This window comes from Hydrogenophaga sp. OTU3427 (genome assembly GCF_038440225.1).
Taxonomy (GTDB): Bacteria; Pseudomonadota; Gammaproteobacteria; order Burkholderiales; family Burkholderiaceae_C; genus Hydrogenophaga.
Map to the genome: position 1 here is coordinate 94,749 of NZ_JASATI010000009.1, position 18,270 is coordinate 113,018.

15 protein-coding genes are annotated in these 18,270 nt (G+C 68.7%); 10 read left to right on the forward strand and 5 right to left on the reverse strand.

All coding sequences use genetic code 11. The features are described 5' to 3' along the window. Positions 1–31: 31 nt before the first annotated feature. The 3 genes from tldD to AAHB17_RS07925 all read left to right on the forward strand — a co-directional run bounded on the left by tldD (position 32) and on the right by AAHB17_RS07925 (position 3,343). The gene (gene tldD / locus AAHB17_RS07915; RefSeq protein ID WP_342129994.1) at positions 32–1,492 is read left to right on the forward strand and encodes a metalloprotease TldD; all 1,461 of its coding nucleotides are present in this window, start codon (positions 32–34) and stop codon (positions 1,490–1,492) included. Positions 1,493–1,807: 315 nt separating this feature from the next. After that, positions 1,808–2,932 carry a 3-deoxy-7-phosphoheptulonate synthase gene (locus tag AAHB17_RS07920; protein WP_342129995.1) on the forward strand — a complete coding sequence of 375 codons (1,125 nt, stop codon included), beginning with the start codon at positions 1,808–1,810 and terminating at the stop codon, positions 2,930–2,932. A 90-nt stretch (positions 2,933–3,022) separates the two neighbouring features. Next, the gene (locus AAHB17_RS07925; RefSeq protein WP_342129996.1) at positions 3,023–3,343 is read left to right on the forward strand and encodes a hypothetical protein; all 321 of its coding nucleotides are present in this window, start codon (positions 3,023–3,025) and stop codon (positions 3,341–3,343) included. A gap of 70 nt (positions 3,344–3,413) precedes the next feature. Here AAHB17_RS07925 and mpl read toward each other — a convergent pair whose 3' ends face one another. Beyond that, a complete protein-coding gene (gene mpl / locus AAHB17_RS07930) occupies positions 3,414–4,898 on the reverse strand; it encodes a UDP-N-acetylmuramate:L-alanyl-gamma-D-glutamyl-meso-diaminopimelate ligase (protein WP_342129997.1) in 1,485 nt (494 codons plus the stop codon). 13 nt (positions 4,899–4,911) lie between these two features. Beyond that, complete coding sequence (locus AAHB17_RS07935) at positions 4,912–6,543, reverse strand: long-chain fatty acid--CoA ligase (protein WP_342129998.1); 1,632 nt, start codon at positions 6,541–6,543, stop codon at positions 4,912–4,914. 72 nt (positions 6,544–6,615) lie between these two features. On the opposite strand from AAHB17_RS07935, the gene AAHB17_RS07940 reads away from it, so the two are divergent. Together AAHB17_RS07940 and AAHB17_RS07945 are read left to right on the forward strand one after the other, a co-directional pair. Next, the gene (locus tag AAHB17_RS07940; protein WP_342129999.1) at positions 6,616–7,224 is read left to right on the forward strand and encodes a hypothetical protein; all 609 of its coding nucleotides are present in this window, start codon (positions 6,616–6,618) and stop codon (positions 7,222–7,224) included. A gap of 30 nt (positions 7,225–7,254) precedes the next feature. Then, positions 7,255–7,779 carry a TlpA family protein disulfide reductase gene (locus AAHB17_RS07945; protein WP_342130000.1) on the forward strand — a complete coding sequence of 175 codons (525 nt, stop codon included), beginning with the start codon at positions 7,255–7,257 and terminating at the stop codon, positions 7,777–7,779. A gap of 55 nt (positions 7,780–7,834) precedes the next feature. Here AAHB17_RS07945 and AAHB17_RS07950 read toward each other — a convergent pair whose 3' ends face one another. Continuing rightward, on the reverse strand, positions 7,835–10,237 hold the full coding sequence (locus AAHB17_RS07950; protein WP_342130001.1) for a sensor domain-containing protein: 2,403 nt from the start codon (positions 10,235–10,237) through the stop codon (positions 7,835–7,837). Then, entirely contained in the window at positions 10,234–11,526 is a 1,293-nt protein-coding gene (locus tag AAHB17_RS07955) for an HD-GYP domain-containing protein (protein WP_342130002.1), read from the reverse strand. The genes AAHB17_RS07950 and AAHB17_RS07955 overlap by 4 nt, the downstream gene beginning before the upstream one ends. A 91-nt stretch (positions 11,527–11,617) precedes the next feature. On the opposite strand from AAHB17_RS07955, the gene AAHB17_RS07960 reads away from it, so the two are divergent. Next, the gene (locus tag AAHB17_RS07960) at positions 11,618–12,805 is read left to right on the forward strand and encodes an HD-GYP domain-containing protein (protein ID WP_342130003.1); all 1,188 of its coding nucleotides are present in this window, start codon (positions 11,618–11,620) and stop codon (positions 12,803–12,805) included. Positions 12,806–12,812: 7 nt separating this feature from the next. On the opposite strand, the gene AAHB17_RS07965 is transcribed toward AAHB17_RS07960, so the two are convergent. Continuing rightward, positions 12,813–13,781 (reverse strand): Bug family tripartite tricarboxylate transporter substrate binding protein, encoded by a 969-nt coding sequence (locus tag AAHB17_RS07965; RefSeq protein WP_342130004.1) that lies wholly within the window; start codon positions 13,779–13,781, stop codon positions 12,813–12,815. A 264-nt stretch (positions 13,782–14,045) separates the two neighbouring features. Here AAHB17_RS07965 and AAHB17_RS07970 point away from each other — a divergent pair, with 264 nt between their 5' ends. From AAHB17_RS07970 to AAHB17_RS07985, 4 genes are read left to right on the forward strand one after another with little or no spacing between them, the layout of a single operon-like run. Then, positions 14,046–14,708 carry a DUF3348 family protein gene (locus AAHB17_RS07970; protein ID WP_342130005.1) on the forward strand — a complete coding sequence of 221 codons (663 nt, stop codon included), beginning with the start codon at positions 14,046–14,048 and terminating at the stop codon, positions 14,706–14,708. After that, positions 14,705–16,876: a DUF802 domain-containing protein gene (locus AAHB17_RS07975; RefSeq protein ID WP_342130006.1), complete on the forward strand. Its 2,172-nt coding sequence runs from the start codon at positions 14,705–14,707 to the stop codon at positions 16,874–16,876. The genes AAHB17_RS07970 and AAHB17_RS07975 overlap by 4 nt, the downstream gene beginning before the upstream one ends. After that, the gene (locus AAHB17_RS07980) at positions 16,873–17,526 is read left to right on the forward strand and encodes an OmpA family protein (RefSeq protein ID WP_342130007.1); all 654 of its coding nucleotides are present in this window, start codon (positions 16,873–16,875) and stop codon (positions 17,524–17,526) included. Before AAHB17_RS07975 ends, AAHB17_RS07980 begins: the two co-directional genes overlap by 4 nt. After that, positions 17,519–18,232, forward strand: coding sequence for a DUF2894 domain-containing protein (locus tag AAHB17_RS07985; protein WP_342130008.1), 714 nt, complete (start codon positions 17,519–17,521; stop codon positions 18,230–18,232). Before AAHB17_RS07980 ends, AAHB17_RS07985 begins: the two co-directional genes overlap by 8 nt. The last annotated feature ends 38 nt before the right edge of the window (positions 18,233–18,270 follow it).

The window sequence follows — 18,270 nt, forward strand, 5'->3', positions numbered from 1 at the left end:
ACCGTCTTGCCACCCTTTCTACAATCGACCCATGATCGCTCGCGAACCCACCCTGGCACGCATTGCCACCGCCCAGTCCCTCCTGCTCGACCCCTTTGGTCTGGACGAGTCCCATTTGCGCAAGGCCCTGGGCGAGATCATGTCCCACGGCGTCGACGATGCCGACCTCTATTTCCAGTACACCCGCAGCGAAGGTTGGAGCCTGGAGGAGGGCATCGTCAAGACCGGCAGCTTCAGCATCGACCAAGGCGTGGGCGTGCGCGCCGTCAGTGGCGAGAAGACCGCTTTCGCCTATTCCGACGATCTGTCCTGGGCCGCGCTGCAGGACGCCGCCCACACCGTGCGCACCATCTCCAGCCACGGCCAGAACAAGAAGGCCAAGGTCGGCGCCCGCAAGGTGGCCAAGGCGCGCAGCCTCTACGCGCCCACCGACCCCATCGCCAGCCTGAACAGCACCGAGAAGGTCGCCCTGCTTGAAAAGGTGGAAAAACTGGCCAAGGCCAAGGACCCGCGCATCGTGCAGGTCATGGCCGGCCTGGCCAGCGAATACGACGTTGTGCTGGTGGCCCGCGCCGACGGCACCCTGGCCGCCGACGTGCGCCCGCTGGTGCGCCTGTCGGTCACGGTGATCGCCGAGCAGGCGGGACGGCGGGAAATGGGTTCCTCGGGCGGTGGTGGCCGTTTCGGCTTCGCCTATTTCGACGACGCCATGGCCCAGCGTTATGTGGACGAAGCGGTGGACGCCGCGCTGACCAACCTCGAATCGCGCGCGGCCCCGGCCGGCGAGATGACCGTGGTCCTGGGCCCGGGCTGGCCCGGCGTGCTGCTGCACGAGGCCGTGGGCCACGGCCTCGAAGGCGATTTCAACCGCAAGGGCAGCAGCGCCTTCAGCGGCCGCATCGGCCAGCGCGTGGCGGCCAAGGGCGTCACCGTGCTCGACGACGGCACCATCGCCGACCGCCGCGGTTCGCTCAACGTCGACGACGAGGGCCAGGCGACGCAGAAGAACGTGCTGATCGAGGACGGCATCCTGCGCGGCTACATCCAGGACAGCCTGAACGCCCGCCTCATGGGTGTGGCGCCCACCGGCAACGGCCGCCGCGAAAGCTACGCCCACCTGCCCATGCCGCGCATGACCAACACCTACATGCTGGGCGGCGAGCGCGACCCGCAGGAGATCATCGCCAGCATCAAGCGCGGCCTCTACGCCACCAACTTCGGCGGCGGTCAGGTCGACATCACCAGCGGCAAGTTCGTGTTCTCGGCCAGCCAGGCCTACTGGGTCGAGAACGGCCAGATCCAGTACCCGGTCAAGGGTGCCACGCTGATCGGCAACGGCCCCGAGGCCATGAAGAAGGTCAGCATGATCGGCAACGACCTGGCGCTGGACAGTGGCGTGGGCACCTGTGGCAAGGAAGGCCAGAGCGTTCCCGTGGGCGTGGGCCAGCCCACCTTGCGCATCGACGGCCTGACGGTCGGCGGGACGGCATGACGAAGCCCCCACGCTCCGCCGCTGCCTCCCGAGGGGGTGCGTGTCGCCTTGGAGCGGCCCGGCGGCGAAACCATCTTTGAGAAACCTGTGCTACATTTGTCCGCTATGAAAGCCGCTCGCTTTTATTTTGCCTACTTTTGGTTCTCACGCGTCCCCGACGGCAGAGAGGCTCAGGCGTAAGCAAATCACACGCGAAGGCCAGCAAAATCTGAAAAACCGTCGGGACCCCCCGGCGGTTTTTTTTTGCCCCACGCACCCGTTCCAGTTTCCCCACCGTTCACCCCCTTTGTCCACCATCTGTTCGAGGAGTCAGCCATGAATGCCAAAGCCCACAGCCCCAGCCCCGAGTCCTGGTATGCGGCCGTCGAGAAAACCAGCGAAACCGACGACGAACGCATCAAGGACATCACCGTGCTGCCCCCTCCCGAACACCTGATCCGCTTTTTCCCCATCCGCGGCACCGCGGTCGAAACGCTGATCACCCGCACCCGCAAGAGCATCCACAACATCCTGCATGGCAAGGACGACCGCCTGCTGGTGGTGATCGGCCCGTGCTCCATCCACGACCCGGCGGCCGCGCTCGACTATGCGCGCCGCTTGAAGCCGCTGCGCGACAAGTACGCCGATTCGCTGGAAATCGTGATGCGCGTCTACTTCGAGAAGCCGCGCACCACCGTGGGCTGGAAGGGCCTGATCAACGACCCCTACCTCGACGAGAGCTACCGCATCGACGAGGGCTTGCGCATCGCCCGCCAGCTGCTGATCGAGATCAACCGCCTGGGCCTGCCGGCCGGCAGCGAGTTCCTCGACGTGATCTCGCCCCAGTACATCGGCGACCTGATCGCCTGGGGCGCCATCGGCGCGCGCACCACCGAAAGCCAGGTCCACCGCGAGCTGGCCTCGGGCCTGTCCGCCCCGATCGGCTTCAAGAACGGCACCGACGGCAACATCAAGATCGCCACCGACGCCATCCAGGCGGCAGCGCGCGGCCACCACTTCCTGTCGGTGCACAAGAACGGCCAGGTTGCCATCGTGCAAACCAACGGCAACAAGGACTGCCACGTCATCCTGCGCGGTGGCAAGGCACCCAATTACGACGCGACCAGCGTGGCCGCCGCCTGCAAGGAACTGGAGGCGGCCAAGCTGCCGGCCACCCTGATGGTGGACTGCAGCCACGCCAACAGCAGCAAGCAGCACGAGAAGCAGATCGAGGTGGCGCGCGACATCGGCGCACAGATCGCCGGCGGTTCGCGCAGCGTGTTCGGCGTGATGGTGGAAAGCCACATCAACCCCGGCGCGCAGAAGTTCACGCCCGGCAAGGACGATGTGAACAAGCTGGCCTACGGCCAGAGCATCACCGACGCCTGCATCGACTGGAAGCAGTCGGAACAGGTGCTGGAGAACCTGGCGCAGTCCGTCCAGGCGCGCCGCGCCCGCTGACCTGTTGCGGTGGGCAGGCCCCGGGTTTGAAGACCCGGGCGCTTGTCGGCACAATGGGCGGCACACCACGCCACCCAGGAGCCGCCGATCATGCGTTGCCAAGTCATTGTCAGTTGGGGCGATCACACCCAGTACCCGTTCGACCTGGAGGAGGTGCAGCCCATGCCCCACGAGCTGGCCCGGCAGTGGCTGGACCAGCAGTTCACCGAGATGGAGTGCGAGCCCCTGCGGCCCACGGGCAAGCTGCTGCTGGCCGACAAGGTGGTGGTGGTGGCCCAGGCCGCTGGCCAGGACCGTTTTTCACAGGAAGCCCACCGCCCCTGGGCCCACGCCTTTGCGCGCGCCGTGAGCGCGGTGCTGGCCAAGCCGGTGGTGCGTATCGATGTGCCTTCCCTCTCCGTCAGCTACTGAAGAACGCCCCCACGCTCCGCCGCTGCCCCTGAGGGGCGGAGCCACCTTGGGGCGGCCAGGCGGTGATCCGTCAGTGCTCCGGAAAGCGAAGGGCCAGCGCGTCCAGCAGTTTTTGGTGCACGCCACCAAAGCCCCCGTTGCTCATGCACAGCAGCCGGTCGCCCGGCCGGACCGCGGCCATCACCTGATCCACCAGCGTGCCGATGTCGCCCGCCACCTGCGCGCGCGCGCCCATGGGGGCCAGCGCTTCGGCCGCGTCCCAGCCCAGCCCGCCGCTGTGGCAGAAGGCCAGGTCGGCCTGCTCCAGGCTCCAGGGCAGCTGGCTTTTCATGGTGCCCAGCTTCATGGTGTTGCTGCGCGGCTCGAACACCGCCAGGATGCGCGCCGCGCCCACCTGCCGGCGCAGGCCGTCCACCGTGGTGCGGATGGCGGTGGGGTGGTGGGCGAAGTCGTCGTAGACGGTGATGCCGTTGACCGTGCCGCGCACCTCCATGCGGCGCTTGACGTTGTGGAACAGACCCAGCGCCTCGGCCGCAAGGGCCGGTGGCACGCCCACGTGTTCGGCCGCGGCGATGGCCGCCAGCGCGTTGAGCTGGTTGTGCACCCCGCCCAGGCCCCAGCGCACCCGCGCCACCTCGCGCCCGGCTTGCAGCACGGCGAAGTCGTGTGGCTCGCCTTCTGCTGAGAAATCGCTCACCGCGGCGCCAAAGCTGCGCTGTTCGCTCCAGCAGCCCTGGTGCAGCACGCGGGCCAGGCTTTCCTCCAGGCCGTTCCAGACCACGCGGCCGCTGCCGGGCACGGTGCGCACCAGGTGGTGGAACTGGCGCTCGATGTCGGCCAGGCTGTCGAAGATGTCGGCGTGGTCGAATTCGAGGTTGTTGAGCACCGCCGTGCGTGGGCGGTAGTGGACGAACTTGCTGCGCTTGTCGAAGAAAGCGGTGTCGTATTCATCCGCCTCGATCACAAAGAGAGGTTGGCGGGGCCCGCGAGGGGGCTGCGCGCTCTGCTCCGTGTCCCCCGCCCGCTGCGCGGGCTCCTCCTTTACCTGCGCAGAGCGCGCAGCCCCCTCGCTGACATTGCCGCCCAGGCGCGCGGAGACGCCGAAGTTCAGCGGGACACCGCCGACCAGGAAACCCGGTTGCAGACCGGCGTGCTCCAGCACCCACGCCAACATGGACGTGGTGGTGGTCTTGCCATGGGTGCCCGCCACCGCCAGCACATGCCGGCCTTGCAGGATGTGTTCGCTCATCCACTGCGGGCCGCTGGTGTAGGGTGCGCCGGCATCGAGGATGGCTTCCATCAGCGGAAATTTGGGCGTGCCGTCGGGCAGGCGGGCGCGGCTGACCACGTTGCCGATCACGAACATGTCGGGCCGGAGCGCCAGCTGATCGGCGCCAAAACCTTCGATCAGGTCGATGCCCAGCGCGCGCAGCTGGTCGCTCATGGGCGGATAGACACCGGCGTCGCAGCCGGTCACGGTGTGGCCCGCCTCGCGGGCCAGGGCCGCCACGCCACCCATGAAGGTGCCGCAGATGCCGAGGATGTGGATGTGCATCCGCCGATTATCCCTAGCGCGGAAACCGTTCTCTCAACTTGAGTTTCCAGAACTTGCCGGTGGAGGTGCGTGGCACCGCGGCGATGAACTCATAGCGCTCGGGCAGTTGCCACTTCGCGAAGTGCTGGGTCAGCAGGTGGGCGTTGAGCGCGGCGGGCTCAACGTTGTGGTCGGGTTTGATGACCACACAAGCCAGCGGGCGCTCGCTCCATTTCTCGTCGGGAATGGCGATGACCGCCGCCTCGGCCACGGCCGGGTGGCCCATGAGGGCGTTTTCCAAGTCGACCGAGCTGATCCATTCGCCGCCCGACTTGATCAGGTCCTTGGTGCGGTCGGTGATGCGCACAAAACCCAGGGTGTCCACCGAGGCCACATCGCCGGTGCGCAGCCAGCCGTCGGCGGTGAACTTGTCCTCGCTCACCGGCACCCGGTGGTAGCTGCCGGTGATGAAGGGGCCGCGCACCTGGATCTCGCCCACGGCCTGGCCGTCCCAGGGCGCGTCCATGCCGTCGTCGCCGCGTATGCGCAGGTCCACCAGCGGCACCGGCACGCCGGCCATGGCGGCGCGCCGGTAGCGTTCGTCCGGCGGGGCATCGCGCAGCTCGGCCTTGGGGTAGGACACGGACGCCAGCGGCGAGGTTTCGGTCATGCCCCAGCCCTGCAGCAGCCAGATGCCGTGGGCGTCGAAGGCGCGGATCAGGGCCTCGGGCACGGCCGCGCCACCCACCAGCGAGCGCATGCCCTTGGGCAGGCGCCAGCGGCCGTGCTGCGGGTGGGCCGGGTCCTGGGCGGCGCTGTAGGTCTGGATCAGGCCCATCCAGATGGTGGGTACCCCCAGCGACAGCGTGGGCGGCTCCAGGGTCATGAGGTCCAGCAAGTCGTCGGGGTGCAGGTGTGGCCCGGGGAAGACCAGCTTCACGCCCGCCATCACCGCGCCATAGGGCGTGCCCCAGCAGTTGGCGTGGAACATGGGGGTGACGGGCAGCAGCACGTCCGTGCCCTTGAGTCCCCAGAAGTCGCCCATACAGCCGACCAGGGTGTGCAGGATGGTGGAACGGTGCGAATACACCACCCCTTTGGGGCGTCCGGTGGTGCCCGAGGTGTAGCACATGGCCACCGGGTCGGTCTCGTGGTGTGTGGGGTAGGTGAGGCCGGCGCCAGCGGCAGCGGCCAGCAGTTGCTCGTAGTCGGTGAAGCCGGGCGGCACCGGAGCGCCCGAGAAGGGGAACACCAGCACGTGGTCGAAGGCGTGCAGGTGCCTGAACTGCTCGTACAGCGGCAGCAGGATGTCGTCGATGACCAGGATGCGGTCCTGGGCGTCGGCGGCGATCCAGCCGATCTCGTCGGGTGACAGGCGCAGGTTGAGGGTGTGGAGCACGCCGCCGGCCGCCGGGATGCCAAAGTAGCATTCCAGATGGGCGTGGTGGTTCCAGCACAGGGTGGCCACGCGGTCGCCGGCCTGCAGGCCCAGCCCTTGCAGCGCCGCCGCCAGCGCCCGGGTGCGCTGGTGCCACTGCGCGTAGCTGTGCCGCACCAGCGACTTGTCCGGCAGCCGCGACACGATCTCCTGCGTGGGGAACAGGTGGCCGGCGCGTTCCAGCAGGTGGTTCAACGACAGCGGCACGTCCATCATGGTGGTCAGCATCGGGCTTGGCTCCTTGTGGTCTTGGGCACTGTACGGAGCGCCCGCCGATCACGCAATGCACAATGTCGCCCAATGGACAGCGCACTGCACACCGTCAAGCATGAGATCGCCGCCACTGCCGCCCGGCTGGTGGTGGAAGAGGGCCTGGAGTATGGCCCGGCCAAGAAGCGCGCCGCCAAGCAGCTGGGCCTGCCGCAGCGCACCGAGCTGCCCGACAACCGCCTGCTGGAAGCCGCCGTGCGCGAGTACATCGGGCTGTTCTGCGCCGACACGCAGCCGGCCGAGCTGCACGCGCTGCGTGAGCTGGCGCTGCTGTGGATGGAGCGCCTGGCCGAGTTCCGCCCGCACCTGGGCGGCGCGGTCTGGCACGGCACCGCCACGCGCCTGAGCGACATCTACCTGCAGCTGTTCTGCGACGATCCGAAATCGGCCGAGCTGGCGCTGATCGACAAGGGCGTGGACTACGAGCCGCGCACGGTGAGTGGTTTCAACGGAAAACCGGTCGAGGCGCTGAGCTTCAACAGCCGCTGCGACGCACTGGGCGAATTCATCGGCGTGCACCTGATGGTCTACGACGCCGACGACCAGCGCGGTGCCCTGCACCTGGACGACCAGGGGCGCAAGCCACGCGGCGATGCGCGGGCCGTGCGGGCCCTGTTGTCCGGCAGCGCCGACGCCTGAACTTTTGCGCCCGCGCGCCTTCTCACAGACATGAACAAACGATCCTTGTTGACCGGCGGCGTGGCCGCCATCGCCGGCGCGTTGGGCGCCGGCTGGGCCTGGTGGAAGTTCCAGCCCCATGCGCCTGCCGATGGCGCGGCAGAACTGTGGTGGTCGCAGCAATTCGACACACCCGACGGTGCGCCGCTGGCGGTGGCGGCGTGGCGTGGCAAGCCCTTGCTGGTGAACTTCTGGGCCACCTGGTGCCCGCCCTGCGTGGAGGAACTGCCCTTGCTCAACGCCTTTTACCGCGAGCAGCAGGCGCGTGGCTGGCAGGTGGTGGGCGTGGCGATCGACCAGCCCAGCGCGGTGCGCCGTTTCACGCAGAAGCTGCCACTTGCATTCCCGGTGGCCATCGGTGGCCTGCAGGGCACCGAGCTGAGCAAGGCCCTGGGCAACAGCAGCGGCGGCCTGCCGTTTTCGGTGGCCTTCAACTCGCGCGGCGGCGTCGCCGAACGCAAGCTGGGGCAGCTCAAGCCGGACGACCTGGTGCGGTGGTTGGGGGCGGTCGGCTGAGTCCCGTGGGCCGCCACCTTCGCGGCAGGCCAACCGATCTTCCCGATCAGCGGGTTCAGGTCCCTGACAGGAAGCGCAATTCGAACTCCGCCGCCGGCAGGCCTGGCGAGCGCAGGAAACCCTGGAACTGGTCGCAGCCCACGCGGGCCAGGAAGGCGCGCTGGGTTTCGGTTTCCACGCCTTCGGCCACCACCTCCAGGCGCAGGGCGTGGCCCATCTGCACCACGGCGGTGACGATGGCGCGGTCGCTTTCCTGCTCGTGCAGCGAGGCGATGAAAGAGCGGTCGATCTTGAGCTTGTGGATGGGGAACTGCTTGAGGTAGCCCAGACTGGAATAGCCGGTGCCAAAGTCGTCGATGGACAGCTTGATGCCCAGCGCGGCCAGTGCCTGCAGGCGTTCCAGCGCTTCGTCGGCGTCGTGGATCAGGATGGATTCGGTCAGCTCCAGTTCCAGCAGCGCGGGGTCCAGGCCGTGTTCGAGCAAGCAGTCGGCCACGGTCGCGGCGAACTGGCTGTGCTGGAATTGCAGCGCCGAGACGTTGACCGACACCCGCAGCGGGTGCCCGGCGGTGGCCCACGAGGCGGCCTGGCGCACCGCTTCCTGCAGCACCCACAGGCCGACCTGGACGATGAAGCCCGTTTCCTCCGCCACCGGAATGAAGATGCCGGGCGACACCTGGCCCAGCTGGGGATCGTTCCAGCGCAGCAAGGCCTCGCAGGCCCGCAGCGCCCCCGAGACGGTGTCCACCTGGGGTTGGTAGTGCAGGGCAAACCGGCTGTCCGCCAGGGCCTGGCGCATGGCGTGGTCCATCTTGACCCGCGCCAGCAGGTCCACGTTCATCTGCGGTTGGTAGAAGCGGAAATTGCCCTTGCCGCGTTCCTTCACCCGGTACATCGCGGTGTCGGCGTGTTTGATCAGTTCGTCCAGCGTGCGGCCATCGCCGGGCTGCATGGCAATGCCCATGCTGCAGCTGATGGTGAAGTGCATGCCGTCGAGCTCGACCGGCTTGCTCAGCGCATCCAGGATGCGTTGCGCCGTGACTTCGGCCGCGCGTGCGTCGGCCTCGTGCAGGTGGATGACGAATTCGTCGCCGCCCAGGCGGCTCAGCGTGTCGGTCTGGCGCAGGCAGCCCTTGAGCCGGTGCGCCACCTCGATCAGCACGCGGTCGCCAAACAGGTGGCCCAGTGAGTCGTTGATCTGCTTGAAGCGGTCGAGGTCGAGGAACAGGATGGCGAAGGTGGTGTTTTCGCGCTGCGCCAGGTGCAGGGCGTGCTCGACACGTTCGGTCAGCAGCAGCCGGTTGGGCAGGCCGGTCAGCGGATCGCTGTAGGCCAGCTGTTCGATGCGCTGCTGCGCGGCCAGTTTCTCGGTCAGGTCCTTGGCGAACACCACGATGTTGCGTGGGTTGCCGTCGCTGTCGCGCAGCAACACCCACGAGGCCAGCACCGCGAAGGCCGAACCGTCCGGGCGGCGGTGCCAGACTTCGCCTTCCCAGAACCCGTTCTGGACCAGCTTCTCGTCGATCTGCGCGGTCAGCTCGGGGTCGTGCGGCGAGAAGAACAGGTCGCGCGAGGAACTGCCCAGCAGCGTGGGCGGCTCGCACTGCAGCAAGCGCCCGGCCGACGGGTTGACCACCAGAATGCGGTAGGCCGGGTCGGTGACGAAGATGGCGTCCAGGCTGGACTCGAACACCTTGGCGGCCAGCTGCAGTTGGGTTTCGGCGGCCAGCCGGTCGGTGATGTCCCGGAAGGAGTAGACCCGGCCGATGGGACGTCCGCGGCCGTACTGCGGGAGCGTCACCCGCTCCAGCACGCGGCCCGAACGCAGCACCAGCAGGTCGTTGCCTTCCAGCAGCGGCGACCGCGTGATCTGCCTCAGGCGCTGGCTGTAATGCTCTGTGTCGGCAACGTGGGTGGCCAGATGGGCGTGGATGGCCGCGTCGTCGCGCGCCATCAGCAGGGCCTGCGGGATGTCCCAGAGCTGGGCGAAGTGCTGGTTGTAGCCGCGTATGCCACCGTCCAGGTCACACACCAGGATGCCATCGGCGGTCGACTCCAGCGTGGCGCGCAGTTCGGCCACCAGCTTCTCCAGCTCGCCTTCCACCCGGCGTTGTTCGCTGTGGTCGAGGATGCCCACCACGTAGAAGCGCAGCATGTCGTCGGCGCGCACGCGGCTGACGCGGCGCTCGACCTGCACCGCCCGGCCGTCGGCGCGCCGCAGCAGGGTTTCCGACTGGATGTGGTCGCTCTGGCCGGCGGCCACGTCCTCCCAGAAGAACATGTCCTCCGGCGAGGCCGTCATCTCGATCACCGGGCGGCCGATCATCTCGTCGCGCGTGAGCGCCTGCAGCTGGCAGGCGGCCTGGTTGACGGCAACGATGCGCAGGCTCAGCGGGTCGACCACCCACACCGCCTCGAGCATGCCTTCGATCAGCGGCGTCCAGTCGATGGCCTTCATGCGCCGCTGGCCACCACCAGCGGATCGGCGGCGCGTTCAAAGAAGTAGCAGATGCGCTGCCGTGGCGACAGGTAGTCGATGGTGGCCTTGGGCAACTGCAGAGGGCGCACGCTGCGCTTGATGCCCAGGTCCTGCGCCTGCTCCAGGTCCAGGATCAGCGCCTCGTCCTTGGGCACCGACGGCTCGTGCACGATGATGCGGGGACGCAGCGGGCGCGAGGAGTTGACCGACACCACCATGGCGTAGCGGGCGTCGACCAGCTGCACCACCGAGCCCGGCGGGTACACCCCCATCATGCGGATGAAGGCGCCCAGTGTCTGGGTGTCGAAGCGGGTCTTCATCTGCGCGAAGATCAGCGACAGCGCTTCGTGTGGCGTCAGCGCGCCCGACGGGTTGCCCGGGTTGCACAGGTTGTCGTAGCGGTTGACCAGGGCCAGGATCTTGGCCAGCGGGCCGATCTTGTCGTCCTTGAGGCCCAGCGGGAAGCCGGTCCCGTCCGCCATCTCGTGGTGCTGCGAGATGCCCAGCAGCGCGTTGACCGACAGGCCCAGCTGCTTGCCCAGCATGGCGCCGTGGCCCACGTGGCTCTGGTAGAGCTTGTGTTCGGCCGGGGTGAAGTGGTCCTCGCGGAAGCGCACGCGGTCGGGCAACTGCTGCTTGCCCATGTCGTGCAGCATGGCCGCCCGGCCCAGGTCGCCCAGGGTCTCGTGTGACAGGCCCATGGCCTTGCCCAGCAGCAGGCACAACACCGTGACGTTGACCGAGTGCAGGGCCGCGCGGTCGCCCAGTCCCTCCGAGAGCAGGCGGATCACGGCGTCGCCGTCGCCCAGCATCTGCTGCAGAAAGCCGTTGATCACGCCCTCGCAGCGGGTGCGGGCCGCCGCCAGGTTGCTGTCGACCTCATCGACCAGCTGGCGGTAGCTGCGGGCGGCTTCGGCAAACTGCTTCTCGCACTGGAGCAGGCTGGACTTCTGCGCCTGCAACTGCGCGCGGCGGGCCAGGCGCTGCTGCTCGGCCTCGGCCTGGGCCAGGGCGCGGGCCTCGGCCTCTGGCGACAGCACGTCCTTGGCCACCACCTGGTCGGCAGCGGGGGCCGGTGCGTCGCTTTTCTCGGGGGAATACCGCACCGTCTTCAGGCCCAGCGAGCGCAGGGTTTCCAACTGCTGCGGGCTGTTGATCTTGAAGCTGCTGAGCGGGAAGGGGTGGTCCATCCAGCCCAGATCCAGGTGCACAAACATGCCAATGCGCAGCTCTTCGACGGCGATCGGCGTGGTCTGGCTGTCTTTCATGGCATGCGGGCGGGTAGGGGGCAACGAGGCTTTGTGCCATTATGTCTAAACTTCCTTCACGTTTCCCCGTGCCCTTCGTTTGTCAAACGCCATGTCGTTTTATGTTCCCCTGCCCCTGGAGGGCTTGCAACTCAACAAACCGATCCCGGTCAACATCTGGGAGCCGAACGGCACGCTGTTGCTGCGCAAGGGCGAGGTCATCGAAGGCGAACGGCATCTGCAGAACCTGATGGCGCACTCGCCCGTCATCACCGAAACCGACTACCGCGCCTGGAGCTACAGCTACACCACCCAGCTCGATCAGATGGTGCGGCGCAACCACACGCTGGACGAAATTGCCCAGGCCGGCCTGCCCAGCGAGGTGAGCCGGGGCACCGAGCGCGAACTGCTCGAGCCCGTGTCCGATTGGCCCGACCTGCACGCCTCGCTGACCACCTTGTTGCACCAGGGCGCCCAGGCGCAGGATTTTGTGTCCCGGCTCACCGCGCTGGAGGCCAAGGCCCAGCGGCTGGTGGCCTTCCGGCCTGACCAGGCGCTGTTCATGCTGGTGAGCCTGCTGCAGGACCGCAACCTGAGCTATTGCGCCGCCCATGCGCTCTTGTCGGCCACGATGTGCGAGCTGGTGGCCCCGGTGGCCGGGCTGTCGGAGGCGGACCGCGCTTCGCTGTTCCGCGCCGCCATCACCATGAACCTGGGCATGGCGCGGCTGCAGGACGAGCTGGCGCGCCAGTCCGGGCCGCTGACCGACGAGCAGCGCCGTGAGGTACAGAACCACCCGCAGCGTACTGTCGAGGTGCTCAAGGGCCTGGGCGTGGGCGACCCGCTGTGGCTCAAGCTGGTGGCCGAACACCACGGCGCGCCCGAAGGGGCGGCCTCGCACCCGGCGCTGCAGCTGCTGTGCCTGGCCGACGTCTTCGTGGCGCGCATCAGCCCGCGCAAGTCGCGTCCGGCCCTGCTGTCGCAGCAGGCCGCCCGTGGCATTTACCTCAACGAAAAGGGCGAGGCCAATGCCACCGGCGCGGTGTTCGTGCGCACGCTGGGCATCTACCTGCCAGGCAGCTTCGTGCGCCTGGCCAACGACGAGGTGGCGGTGGTGGTCAAGCGCGGCCGGCGTGCCAACACCCCCACCGTGTTCAGCATCATCGGGCGCCAGGGCATGCCCCTGGGCGAGCCGGCGTTGCGCGACACCACCGAGCGCGCCTACGAGGTCAAGGCCAGCGTGGCGGCCGAGGAGGTGAAGGTGGTGCTCAACCCGGCGCGGCTGCTGAGCCGCCTGTGAACAGGCCCTAATTGGGCCGGATGTTGCCGGCCTTGACCACCGGGCGCCAGCGGTCGAGTTCGCGCGCGATCAGGCTGCCGAAGGCCTCTGGCGTGGCGGGCATGGCCACCGCGCCCTCGCTTTGCAGGCGCTGGCGCAGTTCGGGCGTGGCCAGGGCCTGGTTGATGTGGCTGTTGAGCTTGCGCACGATGTCCGGCGGCGTGCCGGCGGGCGCGAGCACGCCGTACCACTGGTCGGCCTCGAAGCCCGGGTAGCCGCTTTCGGCCACCGTGGGCACGTCGGGCAGTGCTTCCAGCCGCTTGCTGCTCGACACCGCCAGCGCGCGCAGCTGACCCGATTTCACGAAGGGGGTGAGCGCCGGGGCGCCGGTGAAGATCAGCTGGGTCTGGCCTGCCACCAGGTCGGTGATGGCGGGCGCGGCGCCGCGGTAGGGCACGTGGACGATGAAGGTCTGGGTCCGCAGCTTGAGGTATTCGGTGGCCAGGTGCGCGGCGCTGCCGTTGCCCCCGGTGCCGTAGTTGAGCTGGCCCGGCCTGGCGCGGGCCAGGGCCACCAACTCCTTGAGGTTGCGCGCCGGCACCGAGGGGTGCACCACCAGCACATTGGGCACGTTGGCCACCCAGGCCACCGGCGCGAAGTGTTTCACCGGATCGTAGGACAGGTTGGGCACGATCAGCGGGTTGACGGCGTGGGTGCCGATGTGACCCATCAGCAGGGTGTGGCCGTCGGGCGCGGCCTTGGCCACGCGGTCGGCACCCAGCGATCCGCCGGCACCCGGCACGTTGTCGATGACCACCGGCTGGCCCAGGCTCTCGCTGAGCTTCTGGCCGATGGCACGGCCCAGCAGGTCGGAACTGCCCCCCGGTGTGAAGGGCACGACCAGGCGGATGGGCCTGGCCGGCCAGCTCTGGGCCGTTGCCAGGCCGCTCGCGCACAGGGCGCCCGCGGCCAGCAGCAGTTCTCGTCGTGTTCTCAATCGGGTCTCCTCATTCACACCGGTCGGCGCATTATGGGCGCTGGCCGCCCGCCGACGGACGGCGCGGCGGATCGTTTCTAATCACCCCCTGGCAGCTGCGCCACGGCCCAAGGTTTTGGGCCGGTACCGCCTGCTGCTGGCGTGGAATGCCGCGGTGATCGGTCGTGTGACGACTGGCGTGGATTCCCGGCGGGTGGGGTCAGGACGACCGCCAACGCCCCACCATGGGTGACCCATGGTGATTTGTCCCAGTGATTCGAAGGTATGGATTTGCACAGGAACTTCAGCAGTTCGAGACTTGTTCGTTTGCTCAGTGATTCGACCGGTGTGGGGGTGGCGGCATCCGACCAGGACTTTGCGGAAAAACTCAGCCTGTGGTTGAACGCCTTTGATGCCGTCAAGCTGCATGCGGTGCAGCAACCGGTCCGGGCGTCCGCCGACGGCCCGCCGCCGGATGCGCGCGCGGCCGCCAGCACCGCCGTGGCGGCCGATGTCCAGCGGGTGCGGAGCGCGCTGGTGAAGGCCATCGCGGCCCCGGTGCCCGAGACGCAGGCGGACGCGGACGCGGAGGCCGGGTACACCCCCTACCGCCAGCGGTATGCCGAGCAGCAACGTCAGATGGAATTGAAGATAGAACCCCTGCGGGACCGCGTCCGGCAGGCCTTGTCCCGGGTCTCGCCCAGGCTCCGGCAGCTGGCCGGGCTGGACGCCGTGCTGGGCCAGTCGCTCGCCGGCCGCGAGCAGAAGCTGCTCGCCAAGGTGCCTGTGCTGCTGGAGCGGCGCTTCGAGCACCTGCGCCAGAGCGGGCGGCTGGACGTGTTCGGCCAGGAGTGGCAGGCCGTCCTGCAAGCGGAACTCGACCTGCGTCTGCAGCCGGTCATGGGAATGATGGAAGCCATGGGCCACGACGCCCGGAAATCACAATGAACAGAATCTTTTTTGCCGTTGCTTTTGCCTTGGGCCTGGTGGCCGTGGCCTGGGTGGGTTGGGGCTTTGTCGGGTCCAGCGGGCTGGCCCTGCTCATGACCGTGGTGATCGCCGCCGCCTATGTGCTGGGCGCCCATGAACTGCGGCAGTTCCGCGCCGCCACGTCCGCGCTGGCGCGTTCGCTGGCCCAGTTGCCGCAGCCGGTGCCGGACATGGCCGCCTGGCTCGATGGCGTACCGGCCTCGCTGCGCAACCCGGTGCGCCTGCGCATCGAAGGGGAGCGTGTGGTCCTGCCCGGCCCGGCGCTGACGCCTTACCTCGTGGGGCTGCTGGTGATGCTGGGCATGCTGGGCACCTTCCTGGGCATGGTCGTGACCTTCAAGGGCGCCGTGTTCGCCCTGGAAGGCTCGACCGACCTCCAGGCCATCCGGTCGGCGCTGGCGGCCCCGATCAAGGGGCTGGGCCTGTCGTTCGGCACCTCGGTGGCCGGCGTGGCCGCGTCCGCCATGCTGGGGCTGATGTCGGCCCTGTGCCGGCGCGAGCGCGCGGAGGTGGCACGGCAACTGGACACGCGCATCGCCACGGTTCTGCGGCCGTTTTCGCTGGTGCACCAGCGCCAGGAAACTTTCAAGGCGCTGCAGTTGCAGGCCCATGCGCTGCCCGACGTGGTGGAGCGCCTGAACGCCATGATGAATGGGTTGGAACGCCGCAGCCAGCAGCTGAACGAACAGCTCCTGGGGCAGCAGCAGCAGTTCCACCGCGACGCGGGCCAGGCCTACACCGACCTGGCCGACCGGGTCGGCCGTTCGCTCCAGGACAGCCTGGCGGCCAGCGCCCGGGCCGCGGGCGAAAGCCTCCGGCCGGTGGTCGAGACCGCGATGTCCGCGATCGCGCAGGAGTCCCAGCGCATGCACCAGCGCCAGATCGACGCGGCGCAGGTCCAGCTCGACGGCCTGTCGACGGCCTTCGGTGCCACGGCCCGTGGCGTGTCCGAGGGCTGGGCGGCTGCCCTGCAGCAACACGAGCGCAGCAGCGAACGCCTGGCCGATGGCCTGGGCCGGACCCTGGGCGGCTTCACCGAGACCTTCGAGCAGCGCGCCGGTGCGTTGCTGGGCAAGGTACAGGCCGCCGCGGCGCAGGCGCACGCCGACCAGGCCGCCGCGGACGCCCAACGCCTTGCCACCTGGACACAGGCCCTGCAGTCCATGGCCGCCACGCTGCACGGCGAGTGGCAGCAGGTGGGCACGCAGACCCTCGCGCAGCAGCAGGCCGTGTGCCAGACGCTGGAGAAGACCGCTGGCGAGATCACCGAGCGCGCCAGCCGGCAAGCGGGCCAGACGCTGGACGACATGGCCCGCTTGCTGGGGCAATCCGAGGCCCTGGTGCGTGCGCGCATCGACACCGAAGCCCAGTGGCAACAACAGCAAGGCGAGCGCATGGAGCAGCTGGCCGCTGTCTGGCGCTTCGAGCTGGGCGCGTTGCGCGACGAGGAGGCCCGGCGCGGCGACGCGGCCGTGGCGCGCCTGGGCGAGCTGCAGGCGGCGCTGGCCGCGCAGCTGGCCACCCTGGGGAACGCGCTCGAAGCGCCCATGACCCGGCTGCTGCAAACGGCGTCCGAGGTGCCCCAGGCGGCGGCCGAGGTGATCGCCCAGTGGCGGCGGGAGATGACCCGGCTCACCGAACGCGACACCCTGGCGCTGGAGGAGCGAACGGGCGTGATGGAAAAAATCGGGGCGCTGCTGCAGACCATCCAGCAGGCGTCGGGTGAGCAGCGGGCCGCGGTAGAGTCCCTGGTGGCTTCGGCGACGGCGGTGTTTGAGCGGGCCGGCAGCCAGTTCGCGCAGGCGCTGGACGCGCAGGCCGGGCAGGCCACAGGCCTGGTGGCCCACGTCAGCGGCAGCGCGATCGAGCTGGCCTCGCTGGGCGAAGCCTTCGGCCATGGCGTGCAGCTGTTCAACGCGACCAACGAGAAGCTGATCGACAGCCTGCAGCGCATCGAAGGCACGCTGCAGCAGTCCATGGCGCGCAGCGACGAACAGCTCGCCTACTACGTGGCCCAGGCGCGTGAGGTGATCGACCTGAGCATCAGCTCGCAGCAGGGCCTGGTGGAGGACCTGCGCCGGCTGCGCGGCCAGCCGGTGGCACTGGCGGAAGGGAGCGTGGCATGACCGGTCTGCACGACACGGACGAAGGCATGGAACAGACCGCGCCGGTCTGGGCGGTGTTTGGCGACCTGATGTCGGGCCTGCTGGGCGCCTTTGTGCTGATCCTGGTGGGTGTGCTGGTGGTGCAGATGGACCTGGTGGCCAACCTCGAGGCCGAGGTCCAGAAGCGCCGGGTGGAAGAGCAGCGCCGCATGGCGCTCGAAAAGGCGCTGGCCATTCCCTTGCAGGCCGGGCGTGTCACGCTGAACAACGGTCGCATCGGCATCAGCGGCAGCGTCCTGTTTCCCCTCAACTCGGACCAGCTGCGCCCCGACGGCCGGCAGCTGCTCAAGAGCCTGGTGCCCCCCCTGCAGGTGTACCTGGGCGAGCGCGACGAGATGCTGATGGTCAGTGGCTTCACCGACGACAAACGCATCCAGGAGGGCAACCGCCGTTTCGAGGACAACCTCGAACTCTCGGCCCAGCGCGCGCTCACCGTCACCCGGGCCCTGATCGAGGACGGCATGCCGTCCTCGCGTGTGTTTGCCGCGGCCTTTGGCGCCGAGCAGCCGGTGGCGTCCAACACGAACGAAAAGGGCCGTTCCCTGAACCGGCGGGTGGAAATGGCGCCGGTGCCCAAGTCGTCGAACAGCCGAGCCCCGGCCCATGAGTGACGCCGGCACCATTGACCCGCCACCCTCGCTGGCGACCTTGCGCAGCGAGGGGGCGCAGCATGTCGACCCCGTGCGTTTCCAGCACCTGGAGCGCCTGTCGCAGCGTTTGGCGACTCAGCCGCCCGAGGTGCAGCGCGTTCTGGAGGCGAAGCTGGCCAGCGGGTTGGCGGCCTGCGCGGAGCGTGTCCGGCAGGGCCGGCGGCTGGCCCAGGCGGAAGCGGCCGCGCTGCTGGCCACCCAGCCACAGCTGGCCCGCGAGCTGCGCCGCCTGCTCGTGGTGGGCGACCCGGCGGGCGTGCGCCGGCTGGGCCTGCAAGCCAGCGCCGCCCAGCCCTGCGCGCCGCTGGCCGAGTTGAACCGGCACATCCAGCAAGCCCGGCAGGAGCCGGTGCCCGATGCGGGCCTGGACGGCGACATCGGCGCCCCTTCTGAAATGAAGAGCCTGCGCCGTTTCAGGGAAAGCTGGTCCCGGATCGTGGCCGAGGACCAGGTGGCGCAGGCCATCGGCCGGGCACCCGACAACGCCGGTCCGCTCAACTCGCACATGCTGGTGCTGCGATCGCTGAGCCTGATGCGCGACCTGTCGCCCGACTACCTGCGGCGCTTTCTGTCGCATCTGGGCAGCCTGTTGTGGCTGGACGAAGTTGCCCAACCTCGGACGTCGGCGGTGGTCAGGCCGGCACGCCGGGCGCGACAGAAGAAATAGCCCAACGCTGGCGGCGCATGTGTCACGCGCCTGTCACG